This is a genomic window from Streptomyces sp. DH-12, assembly GCF_002899455.1.
In the GTDB taxonomy this organism is placed as follows: Bacteria; Actinomycetota; Actinomycetes; order Streptomycetales; family Streptomycetaceae; genus Streptomyces.
Genome location: NZ_PPFB01000001.1, coordinates 4,774,087 through 4,792,564, shown reverse-complemented (window position 1 = coordinate 4,792,564; position 18,478 = coordinate 4,774,087). Strand labels below are relative to the sequence as shown.

The 18,478-nt window shown below is 69.2% G+C and carries 20 protein-coding genes and 2 pseudogenes; 8 read left to right on the top strand and 14 right to left on the bottom strand.

Annotation, left to right across the window (positions count from 1 at the left end; genetic code table 11):
- Positions 1-7 precede the first annotated feature (7 nt).
- On the top strand, positions 8-1,357 hold the full coding sequence (locus C1708_RS20515; protein WP_106414048.1) for a DNA cytosine methyltransferase: 1,350 nt from the start codon (positions 8-10) through the stop codon (positions 1,355-1,357).
- Here C1708_RS20515 and C1708_RS20510 read toward each other — a convergent pair.
- Genes C1708_RS20510 through C1708_RS20495 form a run of 4 tightly spaced genes read right to left on the bottom strand, consistent with a single transcriptional unit; the run spans position 1,283 to position 5,755 of the window.
- A complete protein-coding gene (locus C1708_RS20510) occupies positions 1,283-1,750 on the bottom strand; it encodes a very short patch repair endonuclease (RefSeq protein WP_106414047.1) in 468 nt (155 codons plus the stop codon). The two genes, C1708_RS20515 and C1708_RS20510, sit on opposite strands and share 75 nt — an antisense overlap.
- Before the next feature lie 44 nt (positions 1,751-1,794).
- The gene (locus C1708_RS20505; protein WP_198602547.1) at positions 1,795-3,606 is read right to left on the bottom strand and encodes a DEAD/DEAH box helicase; all 1,812 of its coding nucleotides are present in this window, start codon (positions 3,604-3,606) and stop codon (positions 1,795-1,797) included.
- Positions 3,603-5,024 carry a ParB N-terminal domain-containing protein gene (locus tag C1708_RS20500; RefSeq protein ID WP_106414046.1) on the bottom strand — a complete coding sequence of 474 codons (1,422 nt, stop codon included), beginning with the start codon at positions 5,022-5,024 and terminating at the stop codon, positions 3,603-3,605. Before C1708_RS20500 ends, C1708_RS20505 begins: the two co-directional genes overlap by 4 nt.
- Before the next feature lie 17 nt (positions 5,025-5,041).
- Positions 5,042-5,755 carry a KpnI family restriction enzyme N-terminal domain-containing protein gene (locus tag C1708_RS20495; RefSeq protein WP_106414045.1) on the bottom strand — a complete coding sequence of 238 codons (714 nt, stop codon included), beginning with the start codon at positions 5,753-5,755 and terminating at the stop codon, positions 5,042-5,044.
- Between the two features lie 328 nt (positions 5,756-6,083).
- Between C1708_RS20495 and C1708_RS20490 the strand changes: the two genes are divergently transcribed.
- The gene (locus C1708_RS20490; protein WP_106414044.1) at positions 6,084-7,016 is read left to right on the top strand and encodes a hypothetical protein; all 933 of its coding nucleotides are present in this window, start codon (positions 6,084-6,086) and stop codon (positions 7,014-7,016) included.
- Between the two features lie 78 nt (positions 7,017-7,094).
- Here the strand turns inward: C1708_RS20490 and C1708_RS20485 are convergent, their stop codons facing one another.
- Entirely contained in the window at positions 7,095-7,706 is a 612-nt protein-coding gene (locus C1708_RS20485; RefSeq protein ID WP_106416397.1) for an ATP-binding protein, read from the bottom strand.
- Between the two features lie 232 nt (positions 7,707-7,938).
- Here C1708_RS20485 and C1708_RS20480 point away from each other — a divergent pair, with 232 nt between their 5' ends.
- The gene (locus tag C1708_RS20480) at positions 7,939-8,784 is read left to right on the top strand and encodes a helix-turn-helix domain-containing protein (RefSeq protein WP_106414043.1); all 846 of its coding nucleotides are present in this window, start codon (positions 7,939-7,941) and stop codon (positions 8,782-8,784) included.
- Positions 8,785-8,985: a DUF397 domain-containing protein gene (locus tag C1708_RS20475; RefSeq protein WP_106414042.1), complete on the top strand. Its 201-nt coding sequence runs from the start codon at positions 8,785-8,787 to the stop codon at positions 8,983-8,985. It begins immediately after the preceding gene.
- A 5-nt stretch (positions 8,986-8,990) separates the two neighbouring features.
- Here the strand turns inward: C1708_RS20475 and C1708_RS35150 are convergent.
- A pseudogene (locus C1708_RS35150) lies at positions 8,991-9,191 on the bottom strand (hypothetical protein); the annotation flags it as partial.
- 288 nt (positions 9,192-9,479) lie between these two features.
- Positions 9,480-9,869, bottom strand: a complete 390-nt coding sequence (locus C1708_RS20465) for a hypothetical protein (protein ID WP_106414041.1) — start codon at positions 9,867-9,869, stop codon at positions 9,480-9,482.
- A gap of 149 nt (positions 9,870-10,018) precedes the next feature.
- Between C1708_RS20465 and C1708_RS20460 the strand changes: the two genes are divergently transcribed.
- Entirely contained in the window at positions 10,019-10,192 is a 174-nt protein-coding gene (locus C1708_RS20460) for a DUF397 domain-containing protein (RefSeq protein WP_106414040.1), read from the top strand.
- A gap of 48 nt (positions 10,193-10,240) precedes the next feature.
- Here the strand turns inward: C1708_RS20460 and C1708_RS20455 are convergent, their stop codons facing one another.
- Positions 10,241-10,777 carry a GNAT family N-acetyltransferase gene (locus tag C1708_RS20455; RefSeq protein WP_106414039.1) on the bottom strand — a complete coding sequence of 179 codons (537 nt, stop codon included), beginning with the start codon at positions 10,775-10,777 and terminating at the stop codon, positions 10,241-10,243.
- Between the two features lie 334 nt (positions 10,778-11,111).
- Between C1708_RS20455 and C1708_RS20450 the strand changes: the two genes are divergently transcribed.
- Together C1708_RS20450 and C1708_RS20445 are read left to right on the top strand one after the other, a co-directional pair.
- Positions 11,112-11,600 carry a GNAT family N-acetyltransferase gene (locus C1708_RS20450; RefSeq protein WP_106414038.1) on the top strand — a complete coding sequence of 163 codons (489 nt, stop codon included), beginning with the start codon at positions 11,112-11,114 and terminating at the stop codon, positions 11,598-11,600.
- Positions 11,601-11,741: 141 nt separating this feature from the next.
- Complete coding sequence (locus C1708_RS20445) at positions 11,742-12,161, top strand: hypothetical protein (RefSeq protein ID WP_106414037.1); 420 nt, start codon at positions 11,742-11,744, stop codon at positions 12,159-12,161.
- 18 nt (positions 12,162-12,179) lie between these two features.
- Here C1708_RS20445 and C1708_RS20440 read toward each other — a convergent pair.
- From C1708_RS20440 to C1708_RS20425, 4 genes and pseudogenes are all read right to left on the bottom strand, one after another.
- Positions 12,180-12,724 (bottom strand): annotated as a pseudogene (locus C1708_RS20440) (TetR/AcrR family transcriptional regulator).
- A gap of 22 nt (positions 12,725-12,746) precedes the next feature.
- Positions 12,747-13,328 carry a sugar O-acetyltransferase gene (locus tag C1708_RS20435; RefSeq protein ID WP_106414036.1) on the bottom strand — a complete coding sequence of 194 codons (582 nt, stop codon included), beginning with the start codon at positions 13,326-13,328 and terminating at the stop codon, positions 12,747-12,749.
- 140 nt (positions 13,329-13,468) lie between these two features.
- The gene (locus C1708_RS20430) at positions 13,469-13,951 is read right to left on the bottom strand and encodes a DUF2267 domain-containing protein (protein WP_106414035.1); all 483 of its coding nucleotides are present in this window, start codon (positions 13,949-13,951) and stop codon (positions 13,469-13,471) included.
- A 264-nt stretch (positions 13,952-14,215) separates the two neighbouring features.
- A complete protein-coding gene (locus C1708_RS20425; protein WP_106414034.1) occupies positions 14,216-14,638 on the bottom strand; it encodes an Hsp20/alpha crystallin family protein in 423 nt (140 codons plus the stop codon).
- Positions 14,639-14,850: 212 nt separating this feature from the next.
- On the opposite strand from C1708_RS20425, the gene C1708_RS20420 reads away from it, so the two are divergent.
- Positions 14,851-15,153, top strand: a complete 303-nt coding sequence (locus C1708_RS20420) for a hypothetical protein (protein WP_106414033.1) — start codon at positions 14,851-14,853, stop codon at positions 15,151-15,153.
- A 124-nt stretch (positions 15,154-15,277) separates the two neighbouring features.
- Here C1708_RS20420 and C1708_RS20415 read toward each other — a convergent pair whose 3' ends face one another.
- Positions 15,278-16,756: an MFS transporter gene (locus tag C1708_RS20415; protein ID WP_106414032.1), complete on the bottom strand. Its 1,479-nt coding sequence runs from the start codon at positions 16,754-16,756 to the stop codon at positions 15,278-15,280.
- A 104-nt stretch (positions 16,757-16,860) separates the two neighbouring features.
- Positions 16,861-18,207, bottom strand: a complete 1,347-nt coding sequence (locus C1708_RS20410; RefSeq protein WP_106416396.1) for a DUF445 domain-containing protein — start codon at positions 18,205-18,207, stop codon at positions 16,861-16,863.
- Between the last annotated feature and the right edge of the window lie 271 nt (positions 18,208-18,478).

Below are 18,478 nucleotides of genomic sequence, written 5' to 3'. Positions count from 1 at the left end.
GAGCGGCATGCCCCGCAGCGGCCAAGAGCGACCGCAGTTCGCCTCGCCATTGACCTCGATCGAGATCTGCGCGGGCGCCGGGGGGCAAGCCGTCGGACTGCACAACGCTGGCTTCGATCACCGCGCCCTCGTCGAGTGGGATCCCCACGCCGTGGCCACCCTGCGAGCCAACGTCGGCAGCTGGCCCGGCTGGGATGACGAGAAGGCCAGCGGCATCCGCCCAATGGACGTCAAGGACTTCTTGGACTCCGAAGAATTCAAAAGCCTTGATTTGAAGCCGGGAGAACTCGACCTGCTCGCAGGCGGAGTTCCGTGCCCGCCGTTCTCTCTCGCAGGACACAGGCTTGGGCCGGACGATGAACGAGATCTATTCCCAGCCGCACTCGACATCATTGATGTACTCAGGCCGAAAGCTGTAATGATTGAAAACGTTCGAGGCATTCTGGAGCCTCCGGAAGTTTTCATCAAATACAGGACCTCAATCCTCGACACTCTGAGGAAATACGGATACCTGGTACCCACCATAGATTCGGACTTGTCGGCGAACGCCCAGGACGTAGTCATGCGAAAAGTGTGGCGACGACTCGATGCACGCTATTTCGGGGTCCCGCAGCTTCGCCCGCGCGCCATCCTGGTCGCAATCCACAGGGACGCAGTCAGCCCGGGTGGCCCAGAATTCCAGTGGCCCATCAGCCTCAAGGGAAATGAAGTAACGGTACTTGAGAAGCTTGAGGACAGCATGCTTGCCCGCTGTAAAGAATTCTGGGACAAGAATCGGTACGGCGAACCTGCTGGTCCAGGCGAAGCAACTGGCGAGACGGTCTTCAACAAGTGGAAAGAACAGATCAGCAAGGCCTCGGCAGCGGGTAAGACAGTAGCTCCCACGCTGGTGGGCGGGTCACGGAAGCATGGCGGTGCCGACCTTGGCCCAACCAGGGCCAAGCGCGCTTGGGGGGAGTTGGGTGTGGACGGCATGGGCATCGCTAATGACCCGGAAAGCTGCGACCCTGAGCGTGATTTGTTCCGTCCGGCCGGTCCGATGCTCACCGTGACACAGGCTGCGATCATTCAGGGCTTCCCAGAAGACTGGAACTTCCAGGGGCGCAAGACAGCACGTTACCGTCAGGTCGGGAACGCCTTCCCGCCTCCCGTAGCGGAGGCCGTAGGACGGGCCATTGCCGCAGTTCTGCGGCCGGAACACCGCGAGACGCTCACGGAGACATACAAGATGGAGCCCGCCGGCGTTGTACCACTGGATGATATTCCTCAGCAGCTGGAAATTTCAGTCCCCACGGACCAGGCGATGTCCGCGCCGCTCCAGCACCGCCAAGGTGATTTTGTGAGCACAGGCGTCTGAAGGCTCGTGTTCCCAAAAGCGGAGCACGAGCCAGCCAGCGTCTGTCAGAATTTCGTCGGTCTCGCGGTCTCGCTTGACATTCCGGATAACCTTGTCCGACCAGTATCCAGAGTTGGTTTTCGGCGGCACATAGTGCTCTGGACAGCCGTGCCAGTAGCAGCCGTCTATGAACACCGCGACCTTCGCCGGACGGAATACCATGTCAGCCGTCCGGCGAAGGTCTGGCAAAGGACGTGCCGCGACCCGGTACCGAAGCCCCGCGGCGTGCACGAGACGCCGGATCATGATCTCCGGCTTCGTGTCACGGCTACGGATGGCCTGCATATTGCGGCGCCGGGCTGCGGAGGAGGCCCAGGAACCTTCCGGAGCTTGCCATTCACCTTCGAGGGACACAACGCAGAGGGTAGTCCCACGATGCCCGCCGCACGCAGGGAGCCTCAGCAGCCTCCTATGTGACTCAGGAGCGCCTCGACATCGCTCGGTGCCAAGCCGGCGGCGACGGCCGGCTCCTCCTCCAAGTCCGCGAGCTGCTGCACCGTGGGGTCGTCCAGGATGCGCCCCATGAACTCAAGCTTCCGTTCCAGGCTGGCGGCCACCACCTCGTCGATGGAGTTCCGCACGGCCAGGACGGTGACCCGGGTCTCCGTATCGGGGGCGAGCCCCAGACGGTGGATCCGGTCAAGGCTCTGAAGGAAGCGCCCGGCCATGAAGTCGCGGTCTACATACACGGCGTCATGGCAGACGTGGTGGAGGCTGATTCCCTCACCCAGTGTTGCCGGGTTCGAGATGAGCACCATGCACGCCGGGTCTTCCCGGAAGCGGCGAAGCTGCTCCTCCCGGTCCGGGGTACCGCCGTAGACGACAGCCGGGCTGTACTTCTCCAGCATGCGCTCCAGCGTGGTCAGGCTCCTGACGAACGTCGTCCATACCAGCGTCTTGCGGCCCTGAGCAGCGTTCTCCGCGATGATCGCCACAGCTTCCTGGTACTTGGGCGACAGCTCGTAGTCAGGGAGGTTCTGCATGAGTGAGTACAGAGAACTGCCCTCGGGGATTTCCAGCGGCGGAAGCTGGTACGCGAGCGGCTCGTACCTGCTCCCTCCCTCCAGGAGCAGGGCCGGGCTCGTCGCGGCCATGAGGAGCCGCAGCGCTGTCCTGCCCAGTGAACTCAGGTCCTCACGCGCGGATCCGCCGTCCAAACCGCCCACAAGAGACGCGTAGATTTCGTCGTGCAGTGGCGGCATGTCCACGTAGCGCAACCCGAGCTGCATGGGCGGCAGGCCGAGTTCCTGCTTCGTCGTACGCGTGAACAGGGGCCGGAGTACGGAGCTGGCGTAGGCCAGGTCTCCTCCTGCCACCGCCTGAACCACCGCACGCTGACCGTGACCCGGCCAGACGAAACCCAAAAGGTTTTCCAGGTCCCGGGATCCGTTCGGGGCCGGCGTGCCAGTCAGGATCAGCCTGCGCGTCGCCAGCGGCCCCAGCGCCATGCAGGCCGCTCCGTACGTGCCCCGGGCCCCGAGCTTCATCCGATGAGCCTCGTCGAGGATGATCATGGACGGTCCGGCCTTGAGCCAGCTGGCCAGCATGGGCAGCGACCGGTCGAGACGCTCGTAGTTCACCACGAGCACCTCAGCCCACTGGTCCATGGATCCGTCCAGCACGTTGGTGCGCAGAGGATGGACCAGGCACGCGGCGGTCTCATAACGCCACGACTCGTACGCGGACTTGGGGCAGACGACCAACAGGCGGCTCACACGGCCGGCCGCCTTCTGCGCCGCGTACACAGCGAGCGCGACACGGGTCTTCCCTGCGCCGGGGACGCTGAAGTTGGCACCGTGCTGCAGAGACAGGAGCTTGGCGATGTCCCGGCGCTGGAACGAGCTGAGTTCGCCCTTCCAGGTATCGCCGAGGAGCGCGGGGACGTCATCAGGCGAAACTTCGCCAGGCGTCTCACGCCCCGCGAGCCGCTCCTGGACGGTCTGGGCGTCCCGGACCACCCCGGACACCAAGTCCCGCAGGTCATCCGCCCACTCGACACCGGCCGGGTCGGGCCAGGTGCTGAGCACTCCCAGGTCCGCCAGCAGCTCGTCCAGGGAGACCGAGGCGCTCGCGGGACCGAGCTGGCCGCCGGTGCGGAACCGGGCGGCCAGCTGGACGAGATCCTGCTGATACGTTTCCGTCGTCCGCAGGACGACACGGGTCCGCGTCTCGTCGAACCTCAGCCGCAGGGACTTCTCAAGGCCGGTCAACGCGAACCCTCCGCCGAGACAGCCTGCAGCAGCCAGGAAACGCCTTCGCCGGGCTGCGGCAGCCCCCGGCCCGCCTGCTGCGCGAGCTTGAGCAGACTGGCCCGCAACTTGATCACGGCCTCATCGAACTGCTCTTCGTCCAGGCTGCGGGACGTGCGCGCCTGCACCAAGTCACTCACGCACTGGTCAATGCTGGCACACGCGTCGGCCAGCCGGGCCGGCGCGAGTTGCTTGCGCTTGCGCAGCCGAGCGCTGCGCCCAGCGGCTTCGATCGCCTTGTCGAAGGCCTTCTGCGCACGCTCCCACACCTCCTGTGCCGAGGCCTTCTGCGCATCGCCGATGGCCGGCGCATCACTCCGCACCACAGCGGCGGCTCGGAGGATCTCATCGTTCATCGCACGCGCCTCAGCCACAGCGGAGGAGGCCGCGGGGACCTCCAGGCCAAGACCGGGAACGGCCACCGACTGCGGCTGCGCCGCGCTGCCGCTCCCCCTGGGCAGCTGCTTGTCGAACCCCGCCTTGAGGAAGTCCTCGTCGATGTGACGGACGTCGGTCTTCGAGAAGTTGAGAAGGATGGCGGCCAGGCGCATCTCCTTCAGGACGTCCGCCTGGTCACGGTCGACCGTTTCCAGCTTTACGTAGAGGCGGTGGAGCTCCTTGAGGCGCTCCTGGGCGCCCTCCCAGTCCACCAGGCGCAGGGCGCTGCCGCCACCCGTGCGGCTGCGCTCGTTGAGCTCACGGATGGTGCTCAGGATCCACCGCTCCTGGTGGTAGGTGCGGACCTGGATCCGGAAGTCCTTCGCGATCTGCTCCGGCGTGCGCCCCAATGCGGCCTGCTCCTCCATGGCGAGGAGGCGGTTGATGTAGGAGTAGTCCCGTCGGTGGTCCTTGCGCAGCTGCAGGGCAAGCTCAACGGCGTTGATGTCGGCCCAGGTGAAGGACTCCGGCAGCACGCCGACGCGCATCGACTGCTCGCCCAGTTCGCGCAGTGCGGCGGCCCGGGTGTTGCCGTTCACCAGCACCCCGTGGCGGGTCACCAGCCCGGGGTCGTTCTGCCCGAACTCCCTGAGGCTGTCCTTGAGGGTGTCGAAGTCCTTGTCCCGCAGATTCGGGTTCGCCGGCGATGCCTTGAGCAGGAACTGCAAGTAGTCCTGGCTCTCCGCGCTCCACGGATCCTTGTCCAGCGCCTCGTCCCGCGCGGGGTCGTGGCTCCGCTGAGCGCGGATCCGGTGGGTGCTCGGGTTGTAGTAGAGGCTGCTGAGCGGCAGGTCGATCACTTCGACATGGGCCTGCTGCCCGTTCCAGTCGACAGTCACGGTCTCCCGGGTGCCGCCAGACGACCTGACCTCCTCCACCTTCTTGCTGATCAGCTCACTGAACTCGGCCGCACGGGGCGGGGCAGGAAGCTCGCGCATCATCGTGTATCCGTCCTGTCTCAGTCGTCGGTGCCGTCAGTTTCAAGGGCGTCGGCCACAACCTTGCGGGACTCCTCCGGCAACGTCCGGTACAACGCCCACAGCAGCTCCAGCGAGCTGTACGTCCGCTTGTCGTTCTTCACCCAGCCGCTCAGCACGCTGCGCTCCAGGGGCGCGAGCGCCTCGATCTGGACGAGCAGTTCGGGCAGGCGCACGGACCGGTCCACGGTCCCCCGTCCGCACCGCTGGCATTCGGTGACCAGCTGGTGCGTGACGCTGCCGTCCGCCAGAGTCACCGGCCGACGGGCGACGTTCAGCACCGCCAGCGTGACACCGTCGTCGTCGTACGCCTCACCACCGGTGATGCCACACGTACGGCACAGGTATCCGTCTTCCTGCAGTACCTTCGCGCGCTGGGCGTTGGTAATGCTGGACTTGTGACTCGGGGTCTTCGCCTGGCCCGGCACCCACACGTCCTTGCCGCGCTTCACAAACCGGCGCTCCTGGGGCCTCAGCTCAGGGTCTTCGCGGGACGTCGCGATCTCCCACCCGTAGTCCCGGAGATCGCGCATACGCCGGTCGATCTGCGCGATGTCCGGGAAGTCCTCGCGCAGATCGGCCACGGTGAAGATCTTGCCTTCCTCTACCTTCTGGACCAGCCAGAGCGCAGCCCGCGCCATGCTTCCCAGCTTGTGGCCTCCGGCACTGGTTTCCTGCCAGGACGGCATCGTCATGATGGGTCCCCTCCCATAAAAAGGCGCGCATAGTGCACGCGATTCGACGCGTTTGTCTCCCGTTGTGCGAATTGCGCGAGATGGACTGATTGCGGCTGCTCCCAGACACACCTCGCACCACCCCCCGCACAACCGGAGGCTGACACGTAAAGCGTGGCACATCGAAACCCCGTCGAACCCTCTCGGGCCAACTTGCGCACTAACTAGCAAGAGAAGAAACAGAAAACGCCAGACGGCACCCCACTGGTCTCCGGCACAATGAGGCTCAACAACGCCGACCAGCGGCAGGCGTTAAGGCCGGTCGGCATGAATACGGAGGTATGCCGCCATGGCAGCGCGCAGCAGCAGTCGCCCCCCGTTCGCGTGGACGAAGAAGGACTTCCACGACGATGTCCCACCCGGCAGGCGACAACTGGCCATGGCGCTGCGGGAGGTCTGCCGCCACCTGGTCATCAAGTCTCCGGACGGCAACACGATCCTCACCCACCCCACGCAGGCGCAGGCAGCGAAGCACCTCTACGTCGGCGAGAGCTCCCTGACCAGGTACCTCACAGGACAGTACGTCCCTTCCAAGAAGGTGACTACTTCAATCTTCGAGACCGCATGCCGGGACGCCGGGGGTGAGCAAGGCCTTGGTGTCACCAAGGAGCATCTGCTGGAACTACGGGCGCGAGCGGAGCAGGAACGATGCAGCAACTGCGCGCGCCACAGAGAGGAAGCACAAGCCGCCAGGCACGAGCTAGAGGCTTCACTCGAAGAGCGAAAGAAACTCACGAAAGAAGCAGGAGACCGGGACGCGGAGTTGCGCGCTCTGCGGAAGCAGTACTCCGCCTTGAAGCAGGAGACACTGCGGATACACCTGGCTACTGAAGCCGGCCAGCAGAATCGTCATCCAGAGGAACTGGGCGCAACTCCGCTGCCGGTCCCCCCTCGGAACGGGGACCGGCAGCGGAGCATAAAAGACGTGTCGGCGGCACAGAGGATCAGGCGTCGCGCGGAGGAGCTTGCCGGCGGCGGCCGGCCAGACCGCGTCCTCGCACTGTTGCGGCACACCGCCGAGGCCTGCACATCTCAGGAGATGGCCTTGTTGGTGGCTTTGCTGCGGTCGAACGGGCAAGAGGAGCTGGCTGGCAACTTCGTGCACATCTACGGCCGGGACAGGAGCGACCGAGATGTGCTGCGCGCCGCGCTAGTGCTGCACGAACATGATGTTGCCGCAGACGCGGAGGCGCTACTGCGCGTGGCTGCGGCGCGTCCGTGAACGACGCTTCCGACGCTGCTGCGGCGGGGCCAGGATGGGAAGCCACGTCGGTGGGTTCGAACCGGCGCTTCGAGGAGACTAAGCAGCGTCCGCCTCAGCCTCGTAATGCATCTGCGCCCGGTCCAGCACATCGTCCGGGTCCAGGCCGCGTGCGCTGGTCCAGTGCAGCAGGTCGGCGATCAGCTCGACGGCTGACTCTGCCAGGACGGCGTCGCACTGGCCCTGCTGGAGCGTCCCGCTGCGCGCCCGATAGGTCTCCAGCGCGTCGGCGGCCCGCTCCATGCGGAGGCAGCCGGCGTCCTGTCCGAGTTCGATCTCGCACCACACCGCCTTGCCGATGGCCGTGGCCACCGTCCCCCAGTCCACGGCCATCGCAGCCAGCATGTGCAGGCCACGGCCGCACTCCGAGTCGCAGCCGGCAGCACGCAGCGAGGGCAGCGAGCTGGCCTTGTCATGCATCTCGACCCGCAGCCGCTCACGTTTCCGCTCAAGAATCAGCGTTGCCGCAGAGCCTTCACCGACGTGCTTGATGACGTTCGTCGCCAGCTCCGTCACGACAAGCTGTGCCGCGTCTCCAGCGGTCGGCACGCCCCATTGGCCCAGCTGGGCGGCCACCGCTCGCCGCAGCAGGCGCACTTCGCAGGGCAGCGCTTCGAAAGGCAGCACGCAGCGGCGCTGCACGTTCTCCATGTAGTAGGTCCCCGGCACAGCGGCTCTCCCTCCCGCGCCACTTCCTCTTATGCGCACCGTGGCGGAACGGATGCGCTGCGTGGCGGTGTGTTACCGAGGATGACACAGAGAAGTCTCACTATGTAACTTCTCACGAACCTCGATCGGGTGAATCCGTACGTGGTGTAAGCCCGGCCTATCTAGCCTGTTCTCGCCCCAAACGGCCGCCTGGCCTATACCTCCGAGGAGCCCCATGTCCGTAAGGACCACCACACGCCGCCGCCAACTGGGCTCGACCCTGCGCAAGTTGCGTGCCCGCAGCGGCATGACTCTTGAGGAGGCCGGACGACTGGTCGGCGTATCGAAGGCCACAGTCAGCCGCTATGAGACGCAGGCGGGGCCGGTGAAGTGGATCGTCGTCGACGCCCTGTGCCGCGAGTACGGAGCGACGGAGGCCGAGCGGGAGGCCGTCGTCAGACTGGCCAAGGACGCCAAGCAGCAAGGCTGGTGGAGTTCTTTCGCCGACTCCATCCCGGAGAGCATGAACCTGCTGCTCACACTGGAAGACGAGGCCGTACGGGAAGACCACTTCTCCTGTGTGTACGTCCCTGGACTCCTGCAGACCCGCGCCTACAGCACCGCTCTGCAGAAGGCGAACGAGATCCCGCTGGCGCCGGCCGAGATTGAGCGGCTCGTCGACATCCGCATGAAGCGGCAGGAGATCCTCACCCGCCCCGACCCGCCGCGGCTGTGGGCGATTCTCGACGAGTCCGTCATCCGCCGGGTCGTCGGATCACCGGAGACCATGAAGGAACAGCTGGCACGGCTGCTGGAAGCGAACGAGTCCCCTCACATCACGCTTCAGGTGCTGCCGTTCTCCAAGGGCGCCCACTCCGCCGCGCTCGGCAGTTTCGTCATCCTCGGCGGTACCGAATCCGCGCTCGACGTGGTGTACGTCGACTTCCACACCGGCTCGCTCTTCCTCGAGAAGGAGGAGGAACTCCAGCGATACAGGCTTGCGTTCGAGTACCTCCGCGCACAAGCGTTGGACATGGAGGCGTCGTCTTCCCTGATCCAGCGCGTCTACGAGGAGCTGTGAATGTCAGTCGGCCAACCGCCCGCTCACAAGCCGAAGTGGTTCAAGTCGTCGTACAGCGGCGGCAATGCGACGGAGTGCCTGGAAGCGGCCCACACGCCGGACGGTGTGCTCATAAGGGACTCGAAGCGGTCGTCGGGCCCACGCCTCGAACTTTCCCGGAGAGCCTGGACGCACTTCATAGCGGACGTGCCCGCGCGGTGACCGCGTCACGGATGCCGGGCAGGGGGATGTGCGGCTCCCGTAAGCCTCAGGGCTGACCGCGCTGCAGTCCCGGCAGGTGCTATCCCGCCCCGCCCCTTCCCCCGCCAGCAGCCCAACATCACCTCGCCCACGACCTCCCCCAGCACCCACGCCGAAGAGCGGAACGCTCCCTCGCGGACGAAGCCGTTGCGTTCGGCGGCGTGGATCGGGAAAAAGACGCGGTCGAGCCCTCCCGCACACGCGGTGTCGACGTCTTCGCGACCTGGACGCGCTCGTGGAACCGACCGTCGTGCGCGCCGCCCTCGGGTGGTGCGGTCTGTGAGGAGTTGCTGCCGGTGTGGGCAGTAGCCCGGAGACTCCGCAGGCCTGGAGGCGCGCCGCGGAGCTCACAGGACCGACCGGCTCCCGCAGCGCACCCGAACCCGGACGCACGCTGCCCGGAGGGGAAACGGGGCGATGACCGGCCCGGACGGCACGTACCGTGAACGGCGGGCTCAGTCGCGGCGTCCCGAACCGATCCCGGCCAGCGCCGCCCCGAGAAGGACGTAGGCGGCGAAGGCCATGACCGGCATGTGCCCGCCCGCGCGGTCGATGTCATCGATGTAGTACCCGGAGAGCCCCGCCCAGACCAGCCCACCGACGAGTACGAGCACGACGTTGTCGGCCTCGCCCATGACCCGCATGCCGGCCCACAGCAGGAGGGGCATGAGAGTCCAGGAAGCGGCCGTGGTGAGGAGGAACTCGAAGGCGCCGGAGCCTATCGTGGCCTCGTCCGTCGCTCTACTGTCGCTCGCCCAGGCGTAACCGGCGGACATCAGGGAGTGGCAGACCGCGGTAGCGGCGATGACGGTGACGGCGCCCTTGGCGATGCGCGTGTACGGCATGGCGGCAATCCTCGTTCCTCGCAGGCCGTGGGCCCCGGCACGGTGTGCCGGGGCCCACGGACGGTGTGTGGACGAGACCACGGGCGATCTGTCCGTCAGGGTCGGTTACAGGGCGCGCTCCAGGGCCCGTGGAATGTACCTGAAGAAAACTGACTGCCAACAGAATTCCGGCCGCAGTCCGGGAAGCGGGCGGTGAGTGCGTGGAGTGCGCGATCACCTCGACGCGCGCCCATGTACGGGACAGCAAAACGGTCGACGGGCCTGTGGTCACCGTGACGGGATCCGCCTGGGGCGTCTTCCTCCAGGCGCTCAAGAGGGGATGACCGCGGCGCCTCTCTCGGAGGCGCCGGCGCTCGGAGGCAGGCGACGAACTACGCCCCCTTACCCCCGTCCCACTCCCCCGCCAGCAGCCCCAACACCACCTCGTCCATGAACTCCCCCAGCACCCACGCCGAGGAGCGGAGCACTCCCTCGCGGACGAAGCCGTTGCGTTCGGCGGCGCGGATCATGGCCTCGTTGTCCGCGAGGGTCTCGATCTGGAGGCGCTGCAGGCCGCGCACGACGAAGCCGTAGGAGCAGAGGGCCGCGACGACGTCCGTGCCGTAGCCCTTGCCGCGGGCGGCGGGGAGCAGGCCGATGCCGAGGTGGGCGTTGCGGTTGTGGGTGTCGATGCCCCACAGGTTCGCGGTGCCGATCAGGGTGCCGCCCTCGAGCTCCACCACGGAGAAGGGGGCGCGATCCTCCGGGGGGTCGTCGACGGTGAGCCGGGGGTCCTTCGCCGTGACCGGCCGCCACGGGCCGCCCTCGGCGCGCGCGGCGTTGACCACGTCGTTGTAGAGCTCGGCCCGCAGGACCGGTATGTCGTCCTCGTGCCGGTCCCTGAGGCCGACTCTGGTTCCCTTCAGCATGCGGCCCTTCCTATCGGGCCGGGTGGACGGGCGACAATCGATTTACGCGGTACGCCGGGACCGGGTGGCCTGGTCGGGCGGGCGGGCGAGCAGACGGACGAACGGTGACGTCCGTACCGGCTCCCGGACAGGCGACCGGTCCCGCGTTCCCGGTTCCGGCGCCGGGCCGGGCGAGCACCGCCCGGGGTTACGCTGGGAGCCATGGAGTGCTTCGCCGCCTGGCGTACGCGCCGCTGAGGGCCCTGCTCACCGCCGGTGTCTCCGGCCGGGAGCGGGCCGACCGGTGCCCCCTTCCCTCCGGGCGTCCAGCCCTCAGCCCGAAAGGCGCACTCCCATGCGCATCCGCGCGTACACCCCGCAGGACCTCGCGTCCCTGACCGACCTGACCATCGAGACGTTCCGGCCGTTCCACGAGGACTTCTTCCGCCCTCTGGTGGGCGAGGCCGTCTTCACCAACCAGCACGGCGACTGGCGCGACGACTACCGTCGTGAGGTCCCCCGGCTCCACGCCCCCGAGCGGCACCTGTACGTCGCGGTCGCCGAGGCCGACGACGGCGACGGCATCGCCGGCTACGTGGCGTGGAGCGTCGACCCGGACCGCCGGAACGGCGCCGTCAGCCACCTCGCCGTCGCCGCCCGGCACCGCCGCCACCAGGTCGGCACCGCCCTGTGCGAGCACGCCTTCGCGCACATGCGGAGCCTCGGCGCGGAGGTCGTCGAGATCGGCACCGGCGGCGATCCCTTCCACGCGCCCGCCCGCGCCCTCTACGAGCGCCTCGGGTGCACCGCGCTGCCGACCGCGGTCTACTACCGGGAGCTCTGAGCCGGGCCCGGGACGGGCGCCCACGCTCTCTTTCCACGCCCGTCCCGGGCACCTCGTCCGGTCTCCGGTCGGCGCGTCCGGTGACCGGCCCTCCCGGAAAAAGGTGACCGTGTGCGTCGGCATGCCCCTTACCGTGACCGGATGTTCGATCGTCTCGAGATCAAGGTGCTGCCGCCGGGGCCCAGATGGGCTGCTCAAGTACGGTTCTGGATCAATGGTGAGGACCTGGTCGAGGAGGGGGTCGACGAGGGGGGCCGGGGGCCGTACGCGGCCGACGTGCTGCCGGGCGACCGCCCCAGCCCGCTGCGGGCGACCGGTGAGGCGCGCCGTCTGGTGCTGGGGGAACCGGAGTGCACCGGCGGCTGCTGCGGCTTCCTGACGGTGGTCGTGCAGCGGTGCGGCGGGATCGTGCAGTGGTCCGACTGGGAGGTCCCGGCGGGCGGACCGTACGCCCCCGCGCCCCGGCTGCCGGACTTCCACTTCGACGCCGACCAGTACGACACCGAAGTGGCCCGCGCGGAGGCCGGCAGGACACCGAGCGCCCCTCACCGGAACCGGTGACCGGCCGCCGTCCGCTCCTCAGTCCGCCCCCGTGATCCTGTCCACCGCCTCCCGCGTCGCCGACCGGTCCGGCGGGTCGTCGTCGAGGGCGCGGTGGAGGGTGAGGCCCTCGATCAGGGCGTCGAGGCGGTGGGCGGTGTCCGGGGGGAAGTGGCGTTCCAGCAGGGCGCGGCTGCGGCGCATCCTGTGGACGCACAGGGCGCGGTACGGTTCCCGGCGGGCCGCCAGCGTGTACAGCTCCTGGACGAGGATCAGGTCGCGGCGCGGGCCCTCGGGGAGGGTGTGGACGAGGCCGGTGACCGCCTCGCGGGCCTCCTCGGGGGTGGTGGCGCCGGCGAGGTGCCGTTCGAAGACGGCGACCACGTGGTCGGCGTAGCCGGTGAGCGCCTCCAGCAGCAGCTCGTCGATGCCGGTGAAGTGGTACGTCATCGAGCCGAGCGGCACCCCGGCGCGAGCGGCGGTCTTGCGGTGGGAGACGCCGGCGACGCCCTCCTCGGCGATCAGGTCGAGCACCGCCGTGAGGATCCGCTCGCGGCGGCGGGGTCGGTGTGTCCGGTGGCCATGGGGGCTGCTCGTGGCGGGCCGTCAGAGCGTGCGGACGGGGCGGGCCGGGTTGCCGACCGCCACGACGTTCGCCGGGATGTCCTTGGTGACCACCGCTCCGGCGCCGATGACCGCGTTGTCGCCGACGGTGACGCCGGGACAGACGATCGCGCCGCCGCCGATCCAGACGTTGTCGCCGATGGTGATGGGCCGGGCCGCCTCCAGCTTGTCGCGGCGGGGCTGCGGCTCCACCGGGTGGGTGGGGGTGAGCAGTTGGACGTTCGGGCCGATCTGGCAGTCCTCGCCGATGGTGATGGCGGCGACGTCCAGCGCGGTGAGGTGGTAGTTGACGAACGTGCGGGCGCCGATGCTGATGTTGCTGCCGTAGTCGACGTACAGGGGCGGGCGGATCTCGACGTCCTCGCCGACGGAGCCGAGGAGTTCGGCGAGGACCGCCCTGGCCTGGTCCCGCTCGTCCAGGTACGTGGCCTGGTAGCGGGCGGCGAGCCGCATCGCGCGCTCCAGCCGGCGGCCGATCTCCGGGTCGTCGGCGATGTACAGGTCGCCCGCGCGCATCCGCTCCAGGTTCGTGCGCGGATCGCCCGCGAAGTGGTCCGTCGTCATGCGTACGACCGTACGCTCCCAAGCGCCCGGAGTGTATGGGCGTACGCTCCCCGCGCGCGACGAGCGCCCCCGCGCCGGGCGGGGCGCGGGGGCGCTCGTCGGTGAGGAATCGGTGAGGAAGGGGAGCTACGGCGCGGTCGTCACGCCGCCGGAGTCAGCTCCGCCCGGCCGAACAACAGGGCGTAGCCGGGCGGGAGTTGGTCCAGTACTCGGGTCACCAGCTCGTCGCCGACCAGCGGGGGCAGCACGCTGAGGACGGAGCTGACGTCCCAGCGGGCCGTGGCCGGGGTCGCGCCCTCGATGCGGGCCGCCACCGAGTCGACGAACTCGGCCGCCGTGAGCCGGCGGGTCGCCGGGATCTGCGAGGCGACCACCCGCGCGGCCTCCTCGGGCAGGGCGCGGGCCAGGTCGACGCGCTCGTCCCCGACGACGTGGCCGCCCAGGGCGGACAGGACGATGCGGGTGACGCTCTCCGCCTCCGACCGCGTCGGGTACTGCCCGGCCTCCCGTACGGCGTCGACGAGTTCGCGCCAGGCGGGGTCCTGCGCCGGGCGCTGCCCGGGCGCCGGGGTGGCGCCTCCGGGCTGCGGGATCGTGGGCCTCTGCGGCGTCAGCGTGGTCATCCGAAGCTCCTCTCCTTCTCCGGTGTTCGGTTCTCCGGGGCCGGGGTGCCGGTCGGTCGGGTCGGCCGACTGGCCGGCCGGTCCGGCGGGCCGGTCGGTCCGGTAGTCCGGTCGGTCCGGTAGTCCGGTCGGTCCGGTAGTCCGGTCGGTCCGGTAGTCCGGTGGGTCCGGCGGGCCGTCGCCCGCCTCGGGCGTACGGCGTGGGGGCGCGTCCCGCGGGCCGGAGGGGGAGGCCGCGGGACGCGTGGAAGGGGTGGGTGTGTGTCAGGCTGCGAGCTGCTTGCGGCTGTCGCCGCCCGTGATCCGGATGCGGCGCGGCTTGGCCGCTTCGGCCACCGGGATGCGCAGGGTCAGGACACCCGCGTCGTACGTGGCGTCGATGCGCTCGGTGTCCAGGGTGTCACCGAGGAAGAGCTGCCGGGTGAAGGTGCCGGTCGGACGCTCGGCGACCACCGTCTCCGCGTCGTCGGGGGCCGACGAACGGCGCTCGGCCCGGACGTTCAGGACGTTGCGCTCGACGTCGAGCTCGATGGTCTCCGGGTCGATGCCGGGGATGTCGAAGTGAACGACGAAGTCGTCCCCTGCCCGGTAGGCGTCCATCGGCATCGCCGACGCGCGGGCGGCCGGACCGAAGACCTGCTGCGTGAGCCGGTCGAGATCGCGGAAGGGGTCGGTGCGCATGAGCATCACAGTCCACTCCTTTCTGTGAAGTCGTCTGTGCGATGCCCCACGGGTCAATTCCTTATATAACTCATCGGGAGGAAAGTTGACAACCCCAGACTCAGTTTTGGGCGGGCGGTTGCTCCGGGGCTGGTGGCAGGGGGCGTCACCAGGCGCGTTAGCCTCAAGGTCCGTGGTTTTCCGCGCCCCGCGGGGCGCAGTGGCAGGAGGCAGCAGGCATGGCGAAGGTTCCCAGTTCGGTCGTGGCCGCGAGCGGGCTCGTCGGCGGGTACGGCGTGGCCCGCTGGACCCGTAAGCGGCAGCTCGGCGGGGTCGTGCTCGCCGCCGCCGGGGTCGCCGCCGCCCAGCAGTGGCGGGAGCGGGCGGGCGGCCCGGCGGCCGGCGCGCTGTCGGCGGCGTACGTGGCCGCCTTCGCCGGGTCCCACCCGCTGGCGAAGAAGGTCGGCGCCTGGCCCGCCGTGTTCGGGGTGGCCGGCGCGGTCGCCCTCGCCTCGTGGGCGGTGGCCGACCGGCGGGGCTGAACCCTCCTGCCGCACGCGCGGACGCCCGTCTGCCGCACACGCGCGGGCGCCCGGCTCCGGCCTGCGGTGGCCGGCGCCGGGCGTCCGGGGGAAGCGTCATCCCCCCGGGCCTCGCGCCCTGGTGTCACCTGCTCGCCGGCTCCCCCTGCGGCTTCGCCGCCGACAGCGGGGTGGCGATGTCCTCCAGGGAGCGCCGCTCCGCGTTCACCGCGAGGAACACCGCCACGATGCCTGCCGCGACCATCAGGCCCGCGCCGATCTGGAAGGCCAGGACCGCGTCGGACACCACGCCGGACTCGGTGAGACCGGCGAAGATCAGCGGGCCGCTGATGCCGCCCGCGGCGGTGCCGACGGCGTAGAAGAAGGCGATGGACATGGCCCGGGTCTCCATCGGGAAGATCTCGGAGACCGTGAGGTAGGCGCTGGACGCGCCGGCCGAGGCGAAGAACAGGACCACCGACCAGCAGGCCGTCATCGTGGTCGCGTCCAGCGAGCCGCGGTCGAACAGCCAGGCCGTGGCGAACAGCAGCACGCCCGACAGCACGTACGTGCCGGAGATCATGATCCGCCGGCCGACCGTGTCGAACAGCTTGCCCAGCAGCAGCGGGCCCAGGAAGTTGCCGAGCGCGATGACCGCGAAGTAGTAGCCGGTGTTGCCGGAGGGGACGTCGAAGAACTGGGTGAGGATCGCGCCGTAGCCGAAGGTGATGGCGTTGTAGAGGAACGCCTGGCCGACGAAGAGCGCGAACCCGAGGGTCGCCCGCTTGCGGTACTTGGCGAAGACCGTGCGGGCGATCTCGCCGAAGGTGGTGCGTTCGCGCTGGCGGATGACCATCTCGCCCTCGGCGGGGGGCAGCGGCTCGCCCCGCTCCGCCTCGATCATCTGCTCGGCGCCGCGGACGATCTGTTCGGCCTCCTCCTCCCGGCCGTGGATCAGCAGCCACCGTGGACTCTCGGGGACGTGCCGGCGTACGAGGAGGATCACCAGGGCCAGGACGGCGCCCAGGGCGAAGGTCAGCCGCCAGCCGACGTTCACCGGGAAGACCGACGTGTTCAGCGCGACGATCGACAGCAGCGCGCCGCCGACGGCGCCCAGCCAGTAGCTGCCGTTGATGATCAGGTCGACGCGCCCCCGGTACCGGGCCGGGATCAGCTCGTCGATCGCGGAGTTGATGGCCGCGTACTCGCCGCCGATGCCGAAGCCGGTGAGGAAGCGGAAGAGGAAGAACCACCAGGTGTCGAAGGCCAGCGCGGTCAGCGCGGTCGCCCCGAGGTACACGGCCAGGGTGATCAGGAAGAGCTTCTTGCGGCCGTAGATGTCGGTCAGCCGTCCCCAGAACAGCGCGCCCGTGCAGGCGCCCGCCACGTAGAGCGCCGCGGCGATGCCGGTGATCTGGCCGGACGTGATGTCCAGGCCGCTGCCGGGCTCCGCCAGCCGGCTGGCGATGTTGCCGACGATGGTGACTTCCATCCCGTCCAGGATCCAGACGGTGCCCAGGCCGATCACGATGGACCAGTGCCAACGGGACCACGGAAGGCGGTCCAGACGCGCGGAGATGTCGGTCGTGATGGTGCGTCCCGTCCCGGGCTGCGCTGTCGCCATGGGCTCCCTCCTCGACGAAGTGAACCCCTTGTGCCCCGAGCCCGCCGGTTTCACGCCCGGGGCGCACCCGCCCCCGCTCGCCCGGTACGGCCCCGCCCGCGCCCTTACGCGCCCAGCGCCCGCGAGACGGTGTAGATCACCAGGCCCGCCAGGGAGCCGACCACCGTGCCGTTGATGCGGATGAACTGCAGGTCGCGGCCGATGTTGGCCTCGATCTTCTTCGTCGTGTGCTCGGCGTCCCAGCTCGCCACCGTGTCCGTGATCAGGGAGGTGATCTCCTTGCGGTAGGTGGTCACCACGTACACCGCGGCGCTCTCCAGCCAGCCGTCGACCTTGCCCTGGAGCTTGGAGTCGAGCGACATGCGGGCGCCCAGCGACAGCAGCGACGCCCGCAGGCGCAGCCGCAGTTCGCTGCGCTCGTCCTCCGCAGCCGACACGATCATGCCCCGTACGGCCGTCCAGGCGGACGCGATCAGGTCCTGCACCTCGCTGCGGCCCAGGATGTCGCCCTTGAGGCGCTCGACGCGGGCGCGGGTGTCGGTGTCGGACTGGAGGTCGGTCGCGAAGTCCGTCAGGAAGCGGTCCAGGGCGCCGCGCGCGGGATGGCCGGGCATGTCGCGCATCTCGGTGACGAAGCGCAGCAGTTCCTTGTAGACGCGCTCGCCGACCTTGCGGTCCACGAACTTGGGCGTCCAGCCGGGGGCGCCGCCGTGCACGGCGTCCATCACGGCGTCGCTGTGCAGCACCAGCCAGTCGTGGGCGCGGGAGACCACCACGTCCACCGCGCGTTTGTGGCCGCCGTCGGTGACGATCCGCTCCAGCATCTTGCCCATGCCGGGCGCGATCTCCTGGGCCTCGGCGCGGCGGGTGACGGCCTCCCCGACGACCGCCTGCACGTCGGAGTCGCGCAGCACCGCCAGCGCGCCGCGCAGGGCCGCCGACACCTCGGCGGTGACCCGGTCGGCGTGCTCGGGGACGGCGAGCCAGGCGCCGAGCCTGCTGCCGATGCCGACGGCGCGCAGCCGTCTGCGCACGACGTCCTCGGAGAGGAAGTTCTCCCCGACGAAGTCGCCGAGGGCGGTGCCCAGCTGGTCCTTCTTGGTGGGGATGATCGCGGTGTGCGGGATGGGCAAGCCCAGCGGGTGCCGGAAGAGGGCGGTGACGGCGAACCAGTCGGCCAGCGCGCCGACCATGCCCGCCTCGGCCGCCGCGGCGACGTACCCCGCCCAGGCGCCGGCGCCCCGGTGGGAGGCCCACTCGGCGAGGACGTAGACGAGGGCGACGAACACCAGCAGGCCGGTCGCGGTGAGCTTCATCCGGCGCACCCCGCGCTGCTTCTCCTCGTCCGCGGGGCTGAACGTCGTCATCGCGCGGTTCGTGGCGACGCCCGCGCCGGCATGCCGCTCGGCGGCGTCCCGGTCCTCGGTGCCCGCCGTCTCAGTCCGTTCCATCCGCTCCACCCGTTCGGTATTCCCTCACGCATTGTCCCTTCCTGACCGACTCCTGGAACGGAACAGGAGTTCCCGGCGTCTGTCCTCGGGGGGATTGTCCCGGGACGCCACCCAGGGGTACCCCCGGCGCCGACCGGACACCCCGGACCGCTCGGAAGCACCCTCCCAAGGCCCGCCCGGGTTCGCTCCCCGGGGCCGCCCGGACGATCGTCGGCCGCGTCCCGCGCACGGTCTCCCCCGCCCTGGCCCACCATGGTGCGTCGGACCGGAG